Annotated in this window: 12 protein-coding genes; 11 read left to right on the forward strand and 1 reads right to left on the reverse strand. The window is 37.4% G+C overall.

All coding sequences use genetic code 11. The features are described 5' to 3' along the window. The 4 genes from C9J37_RS03035 (at position 1) to C9J37_RS03050 (ending at position 3,755) form a co-directional block, all read left to right on the forward strand. Positions 1-798 carry an HAD-IIA family hydrolase gene (locus tag C9J37_RS03035; RefSeq protein WP_107894189.1) on the forward strand — a complete coding sequence of 266 codons (798 nt, stop codon included), beginning with the start codon at positions 1-3 and terminating at the stop codon, positions 796-798. Between the two features lie 293 nt (positions 799-1,091). Then, complete coding sequence (locus C9J37_RS03040; RefSeq protein ID WP_024363523.1) at positions 1,092-1,580, forward strand: nitrous oxide reductase accessory protein NosL; 489 nt, start codon at positions 1,092-1,094, stop codon at positions 1,578-1,580. A gap of 42 nt (positions 1,581-1,622) precedes the next feature. After that, positions 1,623-3,029 (forward strand): nitrous oxide reductase accessory protein NosL, encoded by a 1,407-nt coding sequence (locus C9J37_RS03045; protein ID WP_107894190.1) that lies wholly within the window; start codon positions 1,623-1,625, stop codon positions 3,027-3,029. Between the two features lie 144 nt (positions 3,030-3,173). Next, a complete protein-coding gene (locus C9J37_RS03050; RefSeq protein ID WP_107894191.1) occupies positions 3,174-3,755 on the forward strand; it encodes a TlpA disulfide reductase family protein in 582 nt (193 codons plus the stop codon). A 210-nt stretch (positions 3,756-3,965) separates the two neighbouring features. Here C9J37_RS03050 and C9J37_RS03055 read toward each other — a convergent pair whose 3' ends face one another. Further along, positions 3,966-4,955, reverse strand: a complete 990-nt coding sequence (locus C9J37_RS03055) for a hypothetical protein (RefSeq protein WP_107894192.1) — start codon at positions 4,953-4,955, stop codon at positions 3,966-3,968. A 523-nt stretch (positions 4,956-5,478) separates the two neighbouring features. On the opposite strand from C9J37_RS03055, the gene C9J37_RS03060 reads away from it, so the two are divergent. The 7 genes from C9J37_RS03060 (at position 5,479) to rarD (ending at position 18,008) form a co-directional block, all read left to right on the forward strand. After that, a complete protein-coding gene (locus C9J37_RS03060) occupies positions 5,479-5,988 on the forward strand; it encodes a phage tail protein (RefSeq protein WP_107894193.1) in 510 nt (169 codons plus the stop codon). An 11-nt stretch (positions 5,989-5,999) separates the two neighbouring features. After that, positions 6,000-6,500 (forward strand): phage tail protein, encoded by a 501-nt coding sequence (locus tag C9J37_RS03065; RefSeq protein ID WP_107894194.1) that lies wholly within the window; start codon positions 6,000-6,002, stop codon positions 6,498-6,500. Between the two features lie 22 nt (positions 6,501-6,522). Next, positions 6,523-7,047, forward strand: coding sequence for a phage tail protein (locus tag C9J37_RS03070; RefSeq protein WP_107894195.1), 525 nt, complete (start codon positions 6,523-6,525; stop codon positions 7,045-7,047). 48 nt (positions 7,048-7,095) lie between these two features. After that, on the forward strand, positions 7,096-12,039 hold the full coding sequence (locus C9J37_RS03075) for an S-layer homology domain-containing protein (RefSeq protein WP_107894196.1): 4,944 nt from the start codon (positions 7,096-7,098) through the stop codon (positions 12,037-12,039). A gap of 388 nt (positions 12,040-12,427) precedes the next feature. Continuing rightward, positions 12,428-16,099, forward strand: a complete 3,672-nt coding sequence (locus tag C9J37_RS03080; RefSeq protein WP_107894197.1) for a S8 family serine peptidase — start codon at positions 12,428-12,430, stop codon at positions 16,097-16,099. Between the two features lie 306 nt (positions 16,100-16,405). Beyond that, complete coding sequence (locus tag C9J37_RS03085; protein ID WP_235617007.1) at positions 16,406-16,939, forward strand: hypothetical protein; 534 nt, start codon at positions 16,406-16,408, stop codon at positions 16,937-16,939. A 163-nt stretch (positions 16,940-17,102) separates the two neighbouring features. After that, complete coding sequence (gene rarD / locus C9J37_RS03090; protein WP_107894199.1) at positions 17,103-18,008, forward strand: EamA family transporter RarD; 906 nt, start codon at positions 17,103-17,105, stop codon at positions 18,006-18,008. The last annotated feature ends 1 nt before the right edge of the window (position 18,009 follow it).

Consider the following 18,009-nt stretch of genomic DNA (forward strand, 5'->3'; position numbering starts at 1 on the left):
TTGAAGACTATCCCAACGTATGAAGCGTATTGTTTCGATTTAGATGGCACCATTTATGTGGGTGATAAAATTCTACCTGGTGTAATTAATACTATTACACAATTACAGCAACTACGTAAGCATATCTGCTTTATCTCTAACTCACCAACACAAACACGTCAAGATGTAGTTGAAAAACTAAGGAAATTCAACATACATATAACAGCCGAACAAGTGATTACATCTGCTTATTTAACAGCTCAATATGTATTGGAACATTTGTCAACAAGCATTTCTTATATTGTCGGTGAAGCTGCTATTGATAAGGAGTTTCAAGATAAACAGCTTCAAACAACAACTGAACCACTTCACGCTACGCATGTTATTATCGGCTTAGATCGCCAAATTACGTTTGACAAGCTAAATAATGCCATGATTGCTGTTCGTAATGGTGCGCAAATTATCGTTACTAATCCAGATCAAGCTTGCCCAGGGCCGAGTGGATTCCAAGTAGATACAATGGCAATTGCCAAAGCAGTTGAAGTTGCATCTGACAGTACAATTGATTTTATTGTTGGCAAGCCCTCTTTGTATTTTGCAGAGCATATCGTTCGCATGATAGACGTCAAAAGGGAGAAGTTTTTAATTATTGGTGATCGTATTGAAACAGACATTACACTCGGTAACCTAGCAGGAATTGATACTTGCTTTGTCTTAACAGGAGCTTCGACATTAGAACAACTAAAAGGTATCTCTTATAAGCCGAAGTTTATTATAAAAACAATGCATGAATTATATACTGCTTTAACAAGTTATTAAAGGATGTAAAGTTGGTTTTTCAAATAGAAGAATGAAGATTGACCGATATTAATGCTAATTCTTCTATCTAAACCGTAATAAACACGCTATGTCCAAGGAATAGTCGTTTAACTGATTTCTTTCAGATAAACGGCTATTTTTCAGCTTCAAAACAAGTTTCAAAGTACACTGAATGAGTGGTAATTCTCTTAATAACTCCCATTTCGGTGAAATTTTTCATTTATTTCACAGTTATTTTTAACTTATTTCATATTTTTACCGTATCATGGTGAATTGAAAGGAGATTGGAAACAATGAAAAAACTAGTCGTTTTAGGAATGATTTTGTTAAGTATTCTCGCTATCAATTTTATAGACAATAAGCACGACCTGAATGCGGAGGCAGCTAAGTCTAGTTTAGAAAAGGATGTACCTAATAATACAAATTGTGCATTTTGTAATATGGTTGTGTACCAAAAAAAAGACAAAATGGGTGTTTTTTCAGGACAGGCTATAAAGAAGAAAGGGAAGGTAGTTTATTACGACGACATTGGGTGCCTTTTATATGATGAAGTAAAAAATAAAGCAACGTATAAAAAGTATGTTCGTGATTTCAATACACTAAAGTGGGTTCAAGCTGAAAAGGCGACTTATGTTAGAACTACGCTAGCATCACCAATGGACGATGGGTTTATCTGTTTTGCAAAAGCATCTGATGCCAAGGCCTATGTTGCCAAACATTCAGATACAGAAATTGTTTCGTTTAAAACCGTACAAAAAGAGAGCATTGAAAAATATCAATAGGTATATAGAAAAGAGCTTAATTGTGAAAGGAACATATTAAAAATGAGAAAAATTTTACGCGTTGGATTGCTTATATGTGTTATGGTATTAGCGTTTTTAACTGGTAACCAACATTCAACTGCCTTTGCAGCGATGACTGATGTGCAAGTGATTAAAGATGGCGAAGTCGTTTATTATAAAGATGTATTTTCAGCGTTATATGATGAATTAAATGAAGGGGTAACACGCACAAAAAATGTAAAGGATTTTAGTACAAAAAGATGGGTTCCGTTAGATTCGGTTACAATCGTTAAATTAAATGCATTAAAAAATATTTATTTCGCAAATGAAGTAGCGGCAGATAATTATATTAAGGCGTATCAAGAGAAAAATAATAGTACTTTGAAAAAAGTTAAATTCAGTACAATTCAAGCGAGTGCTGAGGAAAAATATAATAAAGAAGCACCTAGTCTTGAATTGAATGTAAGTAAAACAACACCGACGACTACAGATGTAACAGTGAATGTAGCTGTTACAGATAATGAGAAAGTAATCTTAAAACAATGGGCAAAGGGTGCAAAGCCAGCAAATCAATTTTCAGAAACCGACACAACATTCACAGAGAACACATTTACAGTAAGTGAAAATGGAACGTATACGGTTTTTGCTTTAGACAATAATGGTAACAAAAGAGCGAAATCCATAACAATCACAAATATTGATAAAACGGCACCAGCCATTACATTGTCCATCCCTGAAAGCGATGTAACAGCGGTTAGTAAAAAAATACAAGTTCTAATCACAGATGATAATGAACTCCAAAATCAGAAATGGGCTTATGGAGATAAAGACGCCGAATACTTTATAGATAAAGGTTCAAAAATTGCCACTTTGCAAAATGAGAAACAAAAAGATAAAATTATTGCGCTGAAAAATGGCGTTTATACAATATACGCAGAAGATAAATTAGGCAATAAAGCAGTAAAAACAATTACGATCGATGGCATTTCTGAATTTACAGAAGTAACACAAACGGGGGTTCATTGTGAAGTTTGCCGTATGGATCTACATAATACTGACCCAAATAAGGTATACGCTGCCAAAGCAATTGACCAAGAAGGATATACGCATTATTTTTGTAGAATAGGATGTATGTACCATCAAGAACATTCAAATGGTTTAGCATTTACGAATAAATATGTTCGAGATTATGGCGCAACAGCACCACGCACAAATAACTGGATTGATGTTGAAAAGGCGATAACGGTAAAATTTAATAGTAGCGAAACAGCTAAAGGCATTATGGGATGGAAACTATTCCACTTCTCTGATTTATCAAGTGCAGCAAACTACTTAGGTATGAGCAAAGAACATGTAGTGGCTGAAAAATTAGAAAATATTATGGAATATACGAAAACGAATAATAAGGGCATGAATTATCAATATGAGGTTGATAAAATAGCACAGTAATATACGTTTGTCATTTAGACTAAATAGAAAGCGAAAACTCCAGTATCGTATTTGTTGTTGAGACAAATCACGATAGGAGTTTTCGCTTTGTGTGATTATATGTAGCCATCTATTATCCTTATTTACATTGGAGGTATTACTTTTGTGGTTAAAAATATGATTTCCATCATTATTATTATCAGTTTAATAACGATTGTTGCTATTAACGTGAAAAAGCCGATAGATGAAAAAGAAACAATGCAAACAGAAGAAACAGCGCAAACTGAAACCATTGCTCCGCATGCAACAGAGGATACGCAAAATCAAGTAGAGTATAGAGCACCCGATTTTGAGTTGCAAACGTTAAAAGGTGAAACAGTCCACTTATCCGATTATGTAGGTAAAAAGGTATTTTTAAATTTTTGGGCAACGTGGTGTCCACCGTGTCAAGAAGAAGTGCCACATATGCAAAAGATTTACGAAGAATATCAAAATCAAGGGGTAGAAATTTTAGCAGTGAACGTAACAAATAAAGATAAGGGAAAAGAAGTGGTTGCTCAATTTGTGAAGGAACATGGTTTAACTTTTGACATTATGTTAGATGAAGAAGGGTTTGTAGGAAGTAAATATCAAGTGATTACACTGCCAACGACTTATATAATTGATACAAAAGGAAACATGGTAAATATCATTGAAGGGCCAATGAATGAGGCATTAATGAAAGAATTGATTAATACGACTAAATAATTACATTTGACGAAGAGCATGTGCTCTAATATCCTGCGCTACTTATAACGAGTAGCGTATTTTTATTTAAATACAGCACAATAATTGCGCTGCTATCAGTTTTTCAGACAGATGGACATCAGATAGCAGCGCATCGGCTTATTTCGTTACATTGGTATTTCATTGTTTAAAACTGTGCGTTACGTCCATCCGTTCGCATGATGAAAATCGTTAAACGTGATAGGCACGAGCGACGTAGTAGGCCAATGAGCCACTTTTTGAATTACAACGAATGCTTAATTTAATACCATCTTTTTCGGTTTCCCAAAACTGTTTATTATTTTGAGCCGTTAATTCAGCAGCTTCTTGTGCATTTTTATCAAAGGCACAAAAACAGTTATTGTCAGTATACAAGGAGCTTAAAGGACATTCTACTCCAAAAGTAAATTGAGTATCTGTATGTCCATACTTCATTGTAAAGCCATATTGTGTACCATATAAAGCGCTATCTAGTTTTTGACTGCCAATAAATCCTGCTGTAACAAACTTACGATCTGGGAATATAACCGCATTGTTAATTGTTTCTGTAAGATATGTGGGTTTTCCATGCACATTAAAATCGTTAGCAAATACAAGTGGTTTGTCCAATTCATTAATTAATAGTATAAGTGCATTTGCGGGCTTATCCATAAAATAAATAAGTGGAATGATAATGGCAATAATTACAAGACAAACGACAGCAATAACTACTGCTACCGTAGTAGATGTAAGGGCTGCAAGAGCAATGTAAGCTTCAATGATTTCCCCTCCGCCTGCAATCGCTAATGCTGCTGTAGTGGATTCTACGCCAATGCCTAATACACCAGTGACAATCATTTGTGCGGCTACATGTTCTATTTGATCATTCTCCATGCCCTTTAATCGTTGAAGACCATCAAGCAAAGCTTGAATTCGGTATTTAATATCATCACCTGTTGCAGTAATTAGGTTTTCATATTCTTCTTGTGTTAACGCAATGGGGGACTTAGGAATCCTACTGTCTGATATATTGGTTGCCTGTAAAGCCGTTGCTAATGCCTTTTTTCTTTCTTCAATAAAAGAATTATGCAAACTAATTATTTGTTCTTGAGAAGTAGCTTGATTTAACAAGGTAGCATATTCAGGGAATAATGATTGAAATCCCTGCTTTAGCTTTACATCAATATTATCTGCATCGTACATCGTCTTGTAAAACCTCCTTTAAAAGTTTGATGAGGATAAATGAATCTCATTGTAGTATGTATGGCGTTTCAAATGTTATACAAAGATAATAGGTTTTACAAAATTTACAAGTTATACAAACTGAAGTTGTTCTAATAGCAATTTCATTATGTATAGTCATAGATCATCTATTTTTTAATGTTAATTTTCTAACTATTAACATTTGTCAGTATTAGGTTGTTTCTTTCTTTAGTATTTTTAATTTAAATGTATTTATATGAGAGAAAATTAGTATCTTGCAATGGAACGCTGTCAACCTTAGTAGGCTTACATTGTCGTTTATATACGTACATTTTAATTTTTGCAATGAAGGAGTGATAAATCACCGCTACATAATAGGCTAATCGATATGGTTGAAATAAAAATGTTAATTATAGGTATATTATATTATTTTATGTAAATATTCTAAAATTTTAACCAAATTAATCTATTTTACAGTAATGTAATGTTTGAAGTTAAAAAATTTTAAAGGATGGTGTTTTAAATGGAACCATATGTCGGAGAAATTCGAATGTTTGCAGGTAACTATGCTCCACAAGGATGGAGCTTGTGCAATGGCCAGCTCTTACCTATTGCAGAAAATGAATTGCTCTTTTCTTTAATTGGTACGACTTATGGAGGAGATGGACAATCGAATTTTGCTTTGCCAAATTTTCAAAGTAGAGTCGTTGTTCACCAAGGGCAAAACCTAATAACTGGGACTAATTATACTATAGGGCAAATGGGGGGGACGGAATCTGTCACTTTAAGTACATCACAACTTCCAGCTCATACGCACCTAGTAAAAGCTTCTTCCCTTACAGGTACGACACCTAGTCCTGAAAATGCTGTTTGGGCGAAAAACATGCAATATTCGACACAACTACCAAATAGCACAATGAAGGCAACAAGCATTTCAAGTGTTGGCGGAAATGCGCCTCATGACAATGTAATGCCCTTTTTAACCATTAGTTATATCATCGCTCTTTACGGTATGTACCCATCATTTAATTAGGAGGAAAAAAGATGATTGAAGCATTTGTAGGTGAAATCAAATTATTTAGCTTTGCAGGCGTTCCAAATGGATGGGCATACTGTAATGGGCAATTATTACAAATTATTACAAATCAAGCCTTGTACTCCTTATTGGGCACAACTTATGGAGGTGATGGCATTCGAACATTTGCCTTACCTGATTTAAGAGGAAGGGTTCCAGTTCATGTAGGTAACGGTGTGACAAGAGGACAAAAAGCTGGACAAGAAACACATATGTTAACCTTGAATGAAATGCCGAAGCATAACCATACTGTCACAGCTAGTTCGGATAATGCTTCATTGAAAGTGCCTACTGGAAATGTATGGGGCACATCCACTGATACGATCTATTCAGTTAATCAGCCAAATACGAATATGAATGCACAAGCTTTATCATCATCTGGCAATTCACAGCCGCATCAAAATATGCAGCCATACAGTGTGGCGAATTATTGCATAGCTTTAGTTGGCATTTATCCACCAAGAAATTAAAGAAAAAGGAAGTGAAGAAATCATGTCAGAAGCCTACACGGGAGAAATTAGAATATTTGGTGGTAATTTTGCGCCACAAAATTGGGCATTTTGTAATGGTCAGTTACTAAGCATAGTTTCGAATAGTACATTATTTGCCATCATAGGTAATACTTATGGAGGAGATGGAAAGACAACCTTTGCTTTACCCAATTTAAATGGGAGGGCAGCGATTCATCAAGGAACAGGTGCAGGATTAACGCCAAGAAATATCGGAGCAGCTGGAGGTTCTGCTACTGTTACATTACTAACAACAGAAATGCCAAGTCATCATCATCTGGCCGCTTGTAACAATGTACCAACAACAAGTAATGAGCCAACGGGAGCAATTTGGACCGAACAGCAAGGTAGGGGCTCACTTCCTGCATATTCAGTTTCAGGAAATACAACCATGAATGCGATGACGATCGATCAAGCAGGTGGAAGTCAACCACATAATAATATGCAACCGTATTTGGGGTTGAATTTCATTATTTGTGTATTTGGAGATTGGCCTCCTAGAAACTAGGAATTATTTTGTCGAAGGGTGTGAATTAACTAAAAAGGAGAACCAAAAATGGGAAAAAGGATTTTTATAATCATGCTATGTTTGCTGTTGATTACTTTTAGTCAATTGACTGGGATCAGTTTTTTGTCACCTGTTCAAGTGGAGGCGGCTAGTTGTGATACACCGAATTTTCCTAAGTGTACACAAGATTTAACACAACCTACATGGCTAACTGATACGAATAATGGCTTTGTAGTAAGTCGTACTGGTGATGATGGTTTTGATTTACTAAAGTATAGTGATGGGACACAGTATCCTGCTGGGTATTATATCGATGCAGATGAACATTCGCTACCAAAATCAATTCGAATTTCCGCTGGCGAAAACTTTGCGGGCGGTGTCTTTAATTTAAAATCATTAAAGATTAATACGATTAATCAACATAAAGCAAACGATGCGCTAAGTTTAACGATTCAAGGATATGATCAAGACGGAAATCCAAAAGGAAGTCCCGTAATCTTTAAGACCGTTGCCTTTCATGAACCAATTTATGATATTCCAGTAAATTTAGAGGGTATTAACTCATTTGTCATTACTGTGAGTGTACAGTATATAGATATTGTTCAGGCGGGGATATGGGATTTAACATTCACACAATTTACAATCGATATTCCTACCCCAAATAATCCTCCAACCATTACAAATAATACGATTGCTGTCTCAAATATCACTGCATCAGGAGTACAGTTGGACTGGACGAAAGCATCTGACGATTTAACTGCTCAAGGAGATTTAGAATACCGTGTCTATCAATCTAGTAGTAATAATATTGATACGGTTAGTGCCATTGAATCTAATGGAACAGCTTTAGGAAGCGGTTATGCTAAAGATATTGCGTCCTATAATGTTACAGGACTTACTGCCAATACAAGCTATTATTTCAATGTTATTGTTAAAGATGCTGATGGCTCCAAGAGTGCTTATACGATGCAGCAGGTCACAACACTTACATTAAATAAACCACCGACATCCAGTAATGGAACGGTAAATGTCAATGAAGGTCAAGTGTATACATTTAATTCTACTTCCTTCGCTTTTTCTGATGAAGATGCTGGCGACACGTTAAAACAGATTCAAATCTCTGCAATCCCAACTAGTGGCCAACTTTTCCTTGATAGCAATCTGAATGAACAGTTCGATGCTGCTGAAGCCATTACAAATGGTATGACAGTTAGTAAAGTTGACTTAGATGCAGGTAAGTTAAAATATATTACCGATAATGGTACTGCTTCAACTTTTGCATTTAAGGTAAGCGATGGCGTGAATGATAGCGGCATCTATACGATGAATCTTATTGTCAAGGCACGTCCTAGCGTGATAATTTCACCAAATAATACTGGCCCAACTAATAGCAATCCAATTCTTATAACGACAGTATTCAGTGAGTCAGTAACAGGCTTTACGGTCGATGATATAGCTGTTACAAATGGAAATGCTATATCTCTATCAGGAAGCGGTACCACATATACGGCACAAATATCACCGATTGCAGATGGAGCTGTGAAAATTAAAATTCCTGAAAAAGTTGTTGCGAATAGTAGTGGTGCATTCAATAAAGCTTCAAATGAATTGCAAATAATGTATGATGCTACACCACCTACCAATATTGCGCTTAGTAATACGACTGTACAAGAAAAGAAGCCCATCGGTACAACTGTTGGGACATTGACAGCAATTGATTCAGGAAGTTCAGCAACATTCACATATGCGTTACAGTCAGGGGATACAAGCTTCTTTACGATTGATGGAAATGTCTTAAAGACAAATGCACTGTTTGCCTACGATACCAAAAATAGTTATAAGATTACGATAAGCGTAACAGATGAGGCTGGCAATACGTTTGATAAGGAGTTTATAATCCAAATTACTAAAAATCAAGCGCCTACAGGCACAATGACCATTAATAACGCACTAGCGTATACAAGTTCTTCTAATGTGACCTTAACAATGACGGCAACAGATACAGAAGGAGAAGCGATAGAAATGCGCTTTTCGAATGATGGGATTACGTGGTCCGGTTGGGAGCCAAACATATCAACGAAAAGTTGGACATTATCAAGCGGGGATGGTAGTAAAACAGTTTATATGCAACTAAAGGATACGGCTGGTAATCTATCGAATGTATTTTCAGATACGATTGTGCTCGATACAACGCCTCCAGTTATAACAGGTGTTGCAAATAGTGGGGGTTACAACACCGACGTAACGATAAGCTTTAATGAAGGAACTGCTACCTTAAATGGAGCTCTCTTTACAAGTGGCACTATTGTAAAGTCAACTGGTAATTATACTTTGGTCGTAACAGATAGCGCAGGTAACACGACTACCATTACTTTTGCGATTGATAAAGTTGTGCCACAAGCAGTAGAGGTGACAATTAAATCGACTAATCTAAATCCGACAAAGGCGAAAATAGGCGATACCATCACTTTAGCAATGAAAACAGATAAAACGATCCAAACACCCTCTGTTACCATTGCTGGAAAACCAGCTACTGTAAATGGCGCTTCAACGAACTGGCAGGCGACTTATGTGATAGCGCATGGCGATTTAGAGGGCATAGCACCTTTTACCATCAATTTCAAAGATGTGCTAGGTAATGCAGCCATAGAGGTAACGGACGTAACGGATGGTAGCTTTGTTACAGTTGATGGCGTAAAGCCAACTGTAAAGAAGGGTACCATGGTGTCAAACAATGCTAATCCAACAGTTGCTAAGGTCAATGATAGTATCACAATCGACTTTGAGACAAGTGAGGCAGTTCAATCGCCAAATGTTACGATTCTAGGACAAACAGCAAATGTAAGCGATAAAGGTGATGGGGATGCTAAAACATGGCAAGCAAGTTATACGCTAAAGTCAGTAGATGCAGAGGGGCCTATTCCTTTTACAATTGATTATCAAGATTTAGCGGGGAATGATGGCTTACAGGTGACAGACGTTTCATCAGGAACAATTGTCGTGTTTGATAAAAAGGCTCCTGAAATAACAACCTATTTCCCTGCGCATCAGGCAACGAATGTACAGCCTACAGATAATCTCGTGTTAACGTTTAATGAAAAGGTCTTACCAGTTACGAATAAAAATATGGTTATTCGCAATGCTACTACAAATCAAATTGTTGAAACGATTGACGTTACGCATGCTAATGTATCTATCGCGAATCAAAGTGTGACCATTAATCCTACAAAGGATTTAAACAATAATACGGCTTATAGCATCCACATTGATGCAGGAGCATTTATCGATTTAGCTGGTAATGAGTATGACGGCATTACAAATAATACGACTTGGCATTTTACAACGAGCGCATTGCCAACGTACACCGTTATCTATGACAGCAACGGAGCGGATGGGGGAAATGTGCCTATGGATTCGAAGCGCTATAAAACGCAGGAAACAATAACGGTGTTAAATAATGGGAATTTAAATAAAGTTGGATTTTCATTCGTAAGTTGGAATACGAAAGCTGATGGAAAAGGCGTTACTTATAAAGCTGGGGAAACGCTTCAAATGGGGACAGGGAACCTCGTATTGTATGCGGTATGGTCTGCAAACTATGTACCAGGAGATGGAGGATCATCAACAGCAAGTCCTGACCCCGTTGTACCAAGTAATCAATTTATGGTGAATGTAGTAGATCCGCGTATGCCAAACGAGGTGCTCTTACAAACAGTGTTAACACGTGTATTTAGTAACGGTAGTTTCCAAGATAGCGTGAATTTTACGGTGGCAAATGCAAACGAGTTTCTTCGAAAATTAGCGAATCAAGAAGATAAAAAATCTCGACTTGTCATTCCCGATATGGCGCAACCAGCAAGTGAGACAAAGGTGATACTTGCTAGAGAGGCTGCTAAACGATTACTAGAGAGTAAATCCTATTTTGGTATTGATATGACGATGGTCAAAATAGACGTTCCCTTTACTTCTATGACTGACTTCAATGAAGATATTTACTTCCGAATCGTTCCGATTAAGGATGCCCTACGGCAAAAAGCAATCGAAGACCGAGCTAAACAAGCGGAAATAGTGTTACAACAGAGTCATGGCGCTAATGTAAAGCTTGTTGGTCAATCAATATCGATTGACACAAATCTACAAAATCGTCCGGTAACAGTGCTACTACCATTACCAGCGAATTTAACTTCAGCTCAACGGGAACAATTGATGGTTTACGTAGAGCATAGTAATGGTTCAGCCGAAATCATCCGTGGACGTATTGTAGAATTTGCGAAAGGGCAAACAGCGATTGCTTTTGATGTGCAGCATTTTTCTACTTTTACTTTACTATATGTAGAACAAGCACAACAAGAAGAACCCGAAAAGGAACCAACAGAAGTGAACAAGTCATTTGCTTCTTATATTCAAGGCTATGCAGATGGTACATTCCGTCCGAATGCCTATGTCACACGTGCGCAAATGGCAGCAATGCTAGCGAGAAACCTAAGTGATCATAATGTACCAGAAGCATCTAATGTTTTTTATGCAGATACAGTTGCTTCGTGGGCAAAAAATGATATAGAGTATGTTCGTACCGAAGGAATTATGCAAGGTCGTCAAAATGGTTCATTTGGTCCGAACGATATGATAACGAGAGCCCAAATGGCGGTCATTGCTGTAAGGTGGATTGATAAGCAATGTGCAGAAGGAACTACAGATACACCGTATTGTGAAATAACAGCAAATGGCGAAACATACAGTGACGTGGCATCTACGCATTGGGCTGCACAGGAAATCCAACGCATAAGCGCAATGGGTACTATGGTTGGCTCAGGTAATGGTCAATTTAGACCTGAAGAGAAACTAACACGTGCACAGGCAGTAATAGTCCTAAATCGACTTTTCAATCGTCCAGTATTGACAGATGGCACAGAACCAATCTTTAAGGATATTCCAAGCGATCACTGGGCTTTTTATGAAATTCAGGCTGCTGCAACAAATGAAACAAAATAACGGAATTACATTATTTTTTAATACGATGCTATTAGCTGGCGGTTTTTAATAATCGCCAGTTATTTTAATGTTTAAGGAATTCTCACCCGATTTCTCCTCACTAATCTCCTGATTTTCACTAAACAATTAAACTACCTAATATAAAATTCTTATCTTAATAGGATTAATTGAATATGAATTTCATAATTCATTTCTCCTTTTTAAGTTCTAATTTTTATTAAATTAATAGGTATATAGATTCAATTACACTAAGTAAAAATGCTACTATTTATCAATATTTCAAAATATTCAAATATTACGATATTCGAATTAGTTTATTTGTGATAAATTGGAAATATCACACTAAACTGAAAAGTGTGACAATTAAAGGAGGAAGGGGAAATGAGATTTGAAAAAGTTTAAGTTAACGACATTTTTAAGTAGTATTTTAGCTTTCATTATGGTGCTTTCTCTCTTGGCTCCATTATCGAGTGCTAGTGCTGAAGAATCGAAACCATTCAAGCAGGATAGTCAAAGCGAAAGTATTATTCAATTAAAGGCTGCTATCGCTGAACAGCTAAGCTTGTCTAAAGATGGTCCAACGCTCCATGAAAGCTTACAAAATGTATCAGGCAATCAAGAGGTGGCAGTTATTGTTCATTTATCTGAAATGCCTGTGGCACTAGAGCAAGGAATAAGCCAACTTAAAGGCCAAAGGTTTTCTAAAGCTCAGGCAAATGAAGCTCGCTCTAATGTAAAAGCACAACAAGCACAAGTACAAAAAGAGTTAGCTGTTAAAAATGTTCAGATGACGCAAGGCTTCACATTCGATACAGTTTTAAATGGCTTCGCAGCAACTGTAAAAGCAAATGATCTTCCCAAATTGCTTACAATCGAAGGCATTACATTAATCGAACCAGATGCCATTGTTTACGCATCAGAAGATGATACGATGAAATCATCGGAACTGGTTAAGGAAGATCAGGTAGAAGCGCAAATGAATACAAGTAATTCTTTCCTTGGCATTGAACAGCTTTGGAACGAAGGATTGGAAGGACAAGGCATTAAGGTAGCTGTATTAGATACGGGTATTGACGCCGATCACCCTGAATTTGCTGGAATTTATAAAGGTGGAAAAAACTTTATTCCATATTCAGCAACTTACTCGAAGCCTCGCGCAGATAACGATGCATCAGAAACATTACCTTCGGAGCGTCCAGTTGGAACACCGGAGTTTAATGAAAAAGGAAGCGCATTCTATACTTCTCACGGTACACATGTTGCGGGAACAATTGCAGCAATCGGAGCTAATCAATACGGTATTAAAGGAATTGCACCAAAAGTAGACCTTTATGCTTACCGTGTTCTTGGGGCTTACGGAAGTGGTGCTACATCCGGTATTGTAAAAGCAATTGAAACGGCTGTATTAGAAAAAATGGACATTATCAATCTTTCGCTTGGCGGGGGAGCAAACTCTGAAACAGACGCTGGTTCATTTGCGATTAATAACGCAATGATAGCTGGAACAATCGGAGTCATTGCAACAGGAAACTCTGGTCCAAATCGCGGTACTATGGGTACGCCTGCAACGGCTCGTTTAGGAATTGCTGTTGGTAACACAACGAATCCTGAAACAATGTATAACGGCGAAGTCAAAGTTACTGTTGGCAATTACAACTTAACAAAACAACTTCCGTTAATGGGAACGACTTTTGGGAAAAATGTAGCAACACAGCTTCAAGGGGAATTTGATCTAGTAGCTGTTCCTGGAAACGGGGAAGTAACAGACTATGAAGGAATCGATGTAGCGGGGAAAGTAGCCTTGATTTCTCGTGGTGGTATCGCATTCGTTGATAAAATCGCCAATGCAAAGGCAAATGGAGCAGTTGCAACAATTATTCATAACTTTGCTGGTGGAACGAATGCACCAAACATTTCAGGCACATTCCTTGGTGATTCATTTGAGTTTTTACCAACATTTGATATGTCCCAAACGGATGGTGCTGCCATTCGCGCTGCTTTAGCAGGTGGCGCAGGGAAAGTAAGTTTTAGTAAATTTGCTTCAACAAATACTACGGGCGATGATGTAAACTCTTCAAGTTCACGTGGCCCATCTACACCAAACTTTGATATTAAACCAGATGTAAGTGCACCTGGAACAAATATTATGTCCACGATTCCAATGTATAAAAAAGATTTCCCTAATGCCAATTATGCTGAAGCATATGCTCGTAAAACAGGAACTTCTATGGCAACACCACATATTGCAGGTATTGCGGCGTTAGTTAAACAAGCAAATCCTGATTGGAATGCGTTCGATGTAAAAGTAGCGCTTTCTAATACAGCAAAAGTTTTAGATAAGACAAAATACGATGTATTTTCTCAAGGGGCAGGGCGTGTCAATGCATATGCTGCAGCTCATCCGGAAATTCTTGCTTATGCACTTGATAGCGCAATTTTAGATGGAACGGGTGCAGTGGCAGAAAACTTGAAAGGTACCGTTACTTTCGGTCCACAATCACTTAAAGATAGAGATATTTCTGTCACGAAACAAGTATTAGTAAAAGATATCAAAGGGAACGGCGGTAACTATAATGTTTCAGTTGATGTAACAAAAACATTTGGTGATGCAACTGTTACAGTAGACCAGCCAACATTTAATCTAGTAGGTGAGCAAGTTTTAAATATTACGTTAACAGCTTCGCAAGCTTCCGCTCCAAACGGCTCTGAATTACTAGGTTATATTTACATCGGTAATGGAGCTACAGAAATTTCATTGCCATTTGCAGCCGATTTTGGCGCAGAGGCAACAACTGAAGTGAAAGACTTGACTATTACAGAAACGGATCTTTCCTTTAACGGAGATGGAGTGAAAGACTCGGCTGTACTATCATTCACATTAACTGGAGATGTAACAACGAACTATATTGAGCTTTGGGATATTATGAATCCAGAAGGCGGAGAATATGGAGATGGCTACATTGGCTATATACATGCAGGGACTGCACTAGGAAAAGGTTCTTATACGCTAAAAGTAGGTGGGCAATACAAACCGTGGGGATCAGCACCTGCCACAACGATTCCAGATGGTCTGTATACAATTGACTTTACTGGTCTTGCAGCATCAGGCGTAGTGTCAGACTATGTTGGACCAATTTTCGTCAAATCGACTAAACCAGGAATTACTGGTTCAGTAGCGCAAGGCGTTGCTACAGGGCAGGTAACAGATAAGTATATTGATTACAATGTAGCGTTAAGTGCATACGGTTTAAATTACAATTTAAATGATAAATTAAAAGCTTCCTATATTGCGACGGTAAATGGGGAAGTACAAGCGCCAGTTGCGTTTGAACTAAATCAAGACGGTAGCTTTACATTCCCAGTAACAGCAGAAACGAATGCTGTTACAGTAAAAATTAATGACGCTGCGGGGAATGTTGGGGAAGCAGTTATCTATGAAAAAGAAGTGGTAGAGCCAGTAGTGACACTTTCTGTAAATCCAACTGAGCTCAACCTAACAACTGGAGAAACAGCACAACTAACGCTAACAGAAACGTCAACGCCTGCAGAAGGTGAAGCAACAGTGCAAGACGTAACGTCTAAAGCGACGTATGTTGTTGGGGATGAAAATGTTGCAACTGTAGTCAATGGCGTAGTAACGGCAGTAGGGGAAGGCACAACGACAATTACTATGTCATACGGTGCGAATGAAGTGACGATGAATGTGACAGTGAAAGCAACTAATGTAGAAACACCAATCGTCACATTAGAAATTGACCAAGCGCAGGTCGAAACAAGAATAGGTAAAGAAGTTGCGGTTAAAATTACGGAAGTAACTACTTTTGAAGGTAAAACGACAGAAAAAGATGTGACAAATCTGGCAACATACGAAGTAGCAAATGATAAAATAGCTACTGTAAAAGCAGGTGCCGTAAAAGGAAAAGGTCAAGGCAATACGACGATTACGGTAACGTATGGTGAGCATACACTAACATTTGATGTGTTGGTTGTAAAGCCAGGTAACGGTAATGGTAACGGCAATGGCAAAGGAAATGGCAACGGCAATAACAATAATAATTAAGTTACCGAGATTGACTTATAATTACGATCGGTTTAAACAAAAAAGAGAAATTGCACTGTGCAATTTCTCTTTTTATTATGTATTGTAAAGCAGCACTTGTTAAAAGATGTATACCTCTAGTAAACTAACTGGCTGGGTTCTGTGTTCAGTATATTTAAGAAGCGAGCATTTTTATTTTGACAAAAAAGACTTTTGTCATTATGATAAGGTAAATGAGAATGATTATCATAACGAAGGAAGCTGAAAGATGTTGAACAAGGTAATCCCATTACACGAACAATTTAGTAATGGAGTGAGATATAAGTGATGAGCAAAATGGATCAATCAGCATTAACATGGGAAAAAATGCAAGATGGTACACTGGCTGTTCAAACGACGGAAACGCTCATGGTGTTAACGCAAAGTCGCTATAAGGAATTACTTCATTTTGAAGAATTATTAAATGACATGCACCTTGATGTAGATGAGAAGCAACTTGTTTTGGAGCAAGAGCAGAAAAGTTTAAAAAAACAAAATACAAAGCTTGAAGCAGACATACAAAAACTTACGCAGCAAAATGCGGTGCTACAAAAAAAGCTTACCGAATATAATTGTGTCGTCGATGAGCTGAAGGAGCTCCGTCGACAGAATACCGACTTGCTGATTGAGCTTAGCAAATATACGGCTCTTTCAAAGGAATCGCTATCAGGCCCATTAAAATCAATGATTCGAGATATGCGAGAGCAAGGTGTCGGCATTAAAGAAATTCATATTCGTATAAAACGTCAAATTAATCCTGATATAAGTTATAGTATGGTGCGAAAATATATTTCTGAGCTAGAAAGTGAGAAAAAAGCTTAACAACCCGTGTTTAAGCGATAAACAACACGTCCATAGTAAATTTGTGCATTTACAGTTGCCAATCAAAGTCCTATAATTAGTCTATTCTTTACATTATGAATGTAATCATATGGAAATACGAGAAATCGTAAGTGATTTAAGAAGAGTAGGAGAATTAAAGACAATGTCAAACGAGAAAAAAGGCGTATGGGCAGCATTTTTGGCCTATGCTATTTGGGGAGCATTCCCACTTTATTGGAAACTGCTTGAGCATGTGCCGAGTATGGAAATACTACTAGGGCGTGTTATATGGTCTTTCGTCTTTACAGTATTAGTAGTGATTATTTTCGGTATGCGTAAAGATTTAATAGCCGATTTAAAATATTTATGGACGCACCAGAAGAGTTTTTGGCAACTAGCTTGTGCTTCCTTTGTTATTTCAATGAATTGGTACTTATATATTTGGGCAGTAACACATGAACATTTGATAGAGACAAGCCTTGGCTATTATATTAATCCACTATTGTCGGTTATTTTTGGTGTGGTCTTCTTTAAAGAGAGTTTGAGTCGTGCACAATGGGCTGCAACAGCAATTGCCTTTATTGCGGTCATCATATTAACGGTAAACTATGGTACAGTACCTTGGGTGGCAATTCTTATTGCGTTATCATTTGCTATTTACGGGGTATTGAAAAAGAAAATTACACTTGATGCAACAAGGGGACTTGCCATCGAAACGCTATTTATCCTCCCGTTTGCACTAGGGTATTACGTCTATTTATTTACAACGAGCCAAGCGTCTTTCTTACACGTCAATATCCAAACGGATGTACTCATGATCGTGAGTGGGATTGTGACAGCAGTGCCATTAATTTTATTTGCAAAAGGTGCTCAAAATATTCCGCTTTATTTATTGGGCTTTATACAATATGTGGCACCGACCATTGTGTTAATTTTGGGTGTCGTTCTGTATAAGGAACCGTTCAGTCCAGTAGAGCTGCTGGCATTCAGTATTATTTGGGTAGCCTTATTATTGTTTTCTGGTTCGAAAATTTTAGAAATAAGAAAAGCACATCATAAATCTGCGTAAC

The sequence above is a fragment of the Lysinibacillus mangiferihumi genome, from assembly GCF_003049665.1.
GTDB classification, from domain to species: domain Bacteria; phylum Bacillota; class Bacilli; order Bacillales_A; family Planococcaceae; genus Lysinibacillus; species Lysinibacillus mangiferihumi.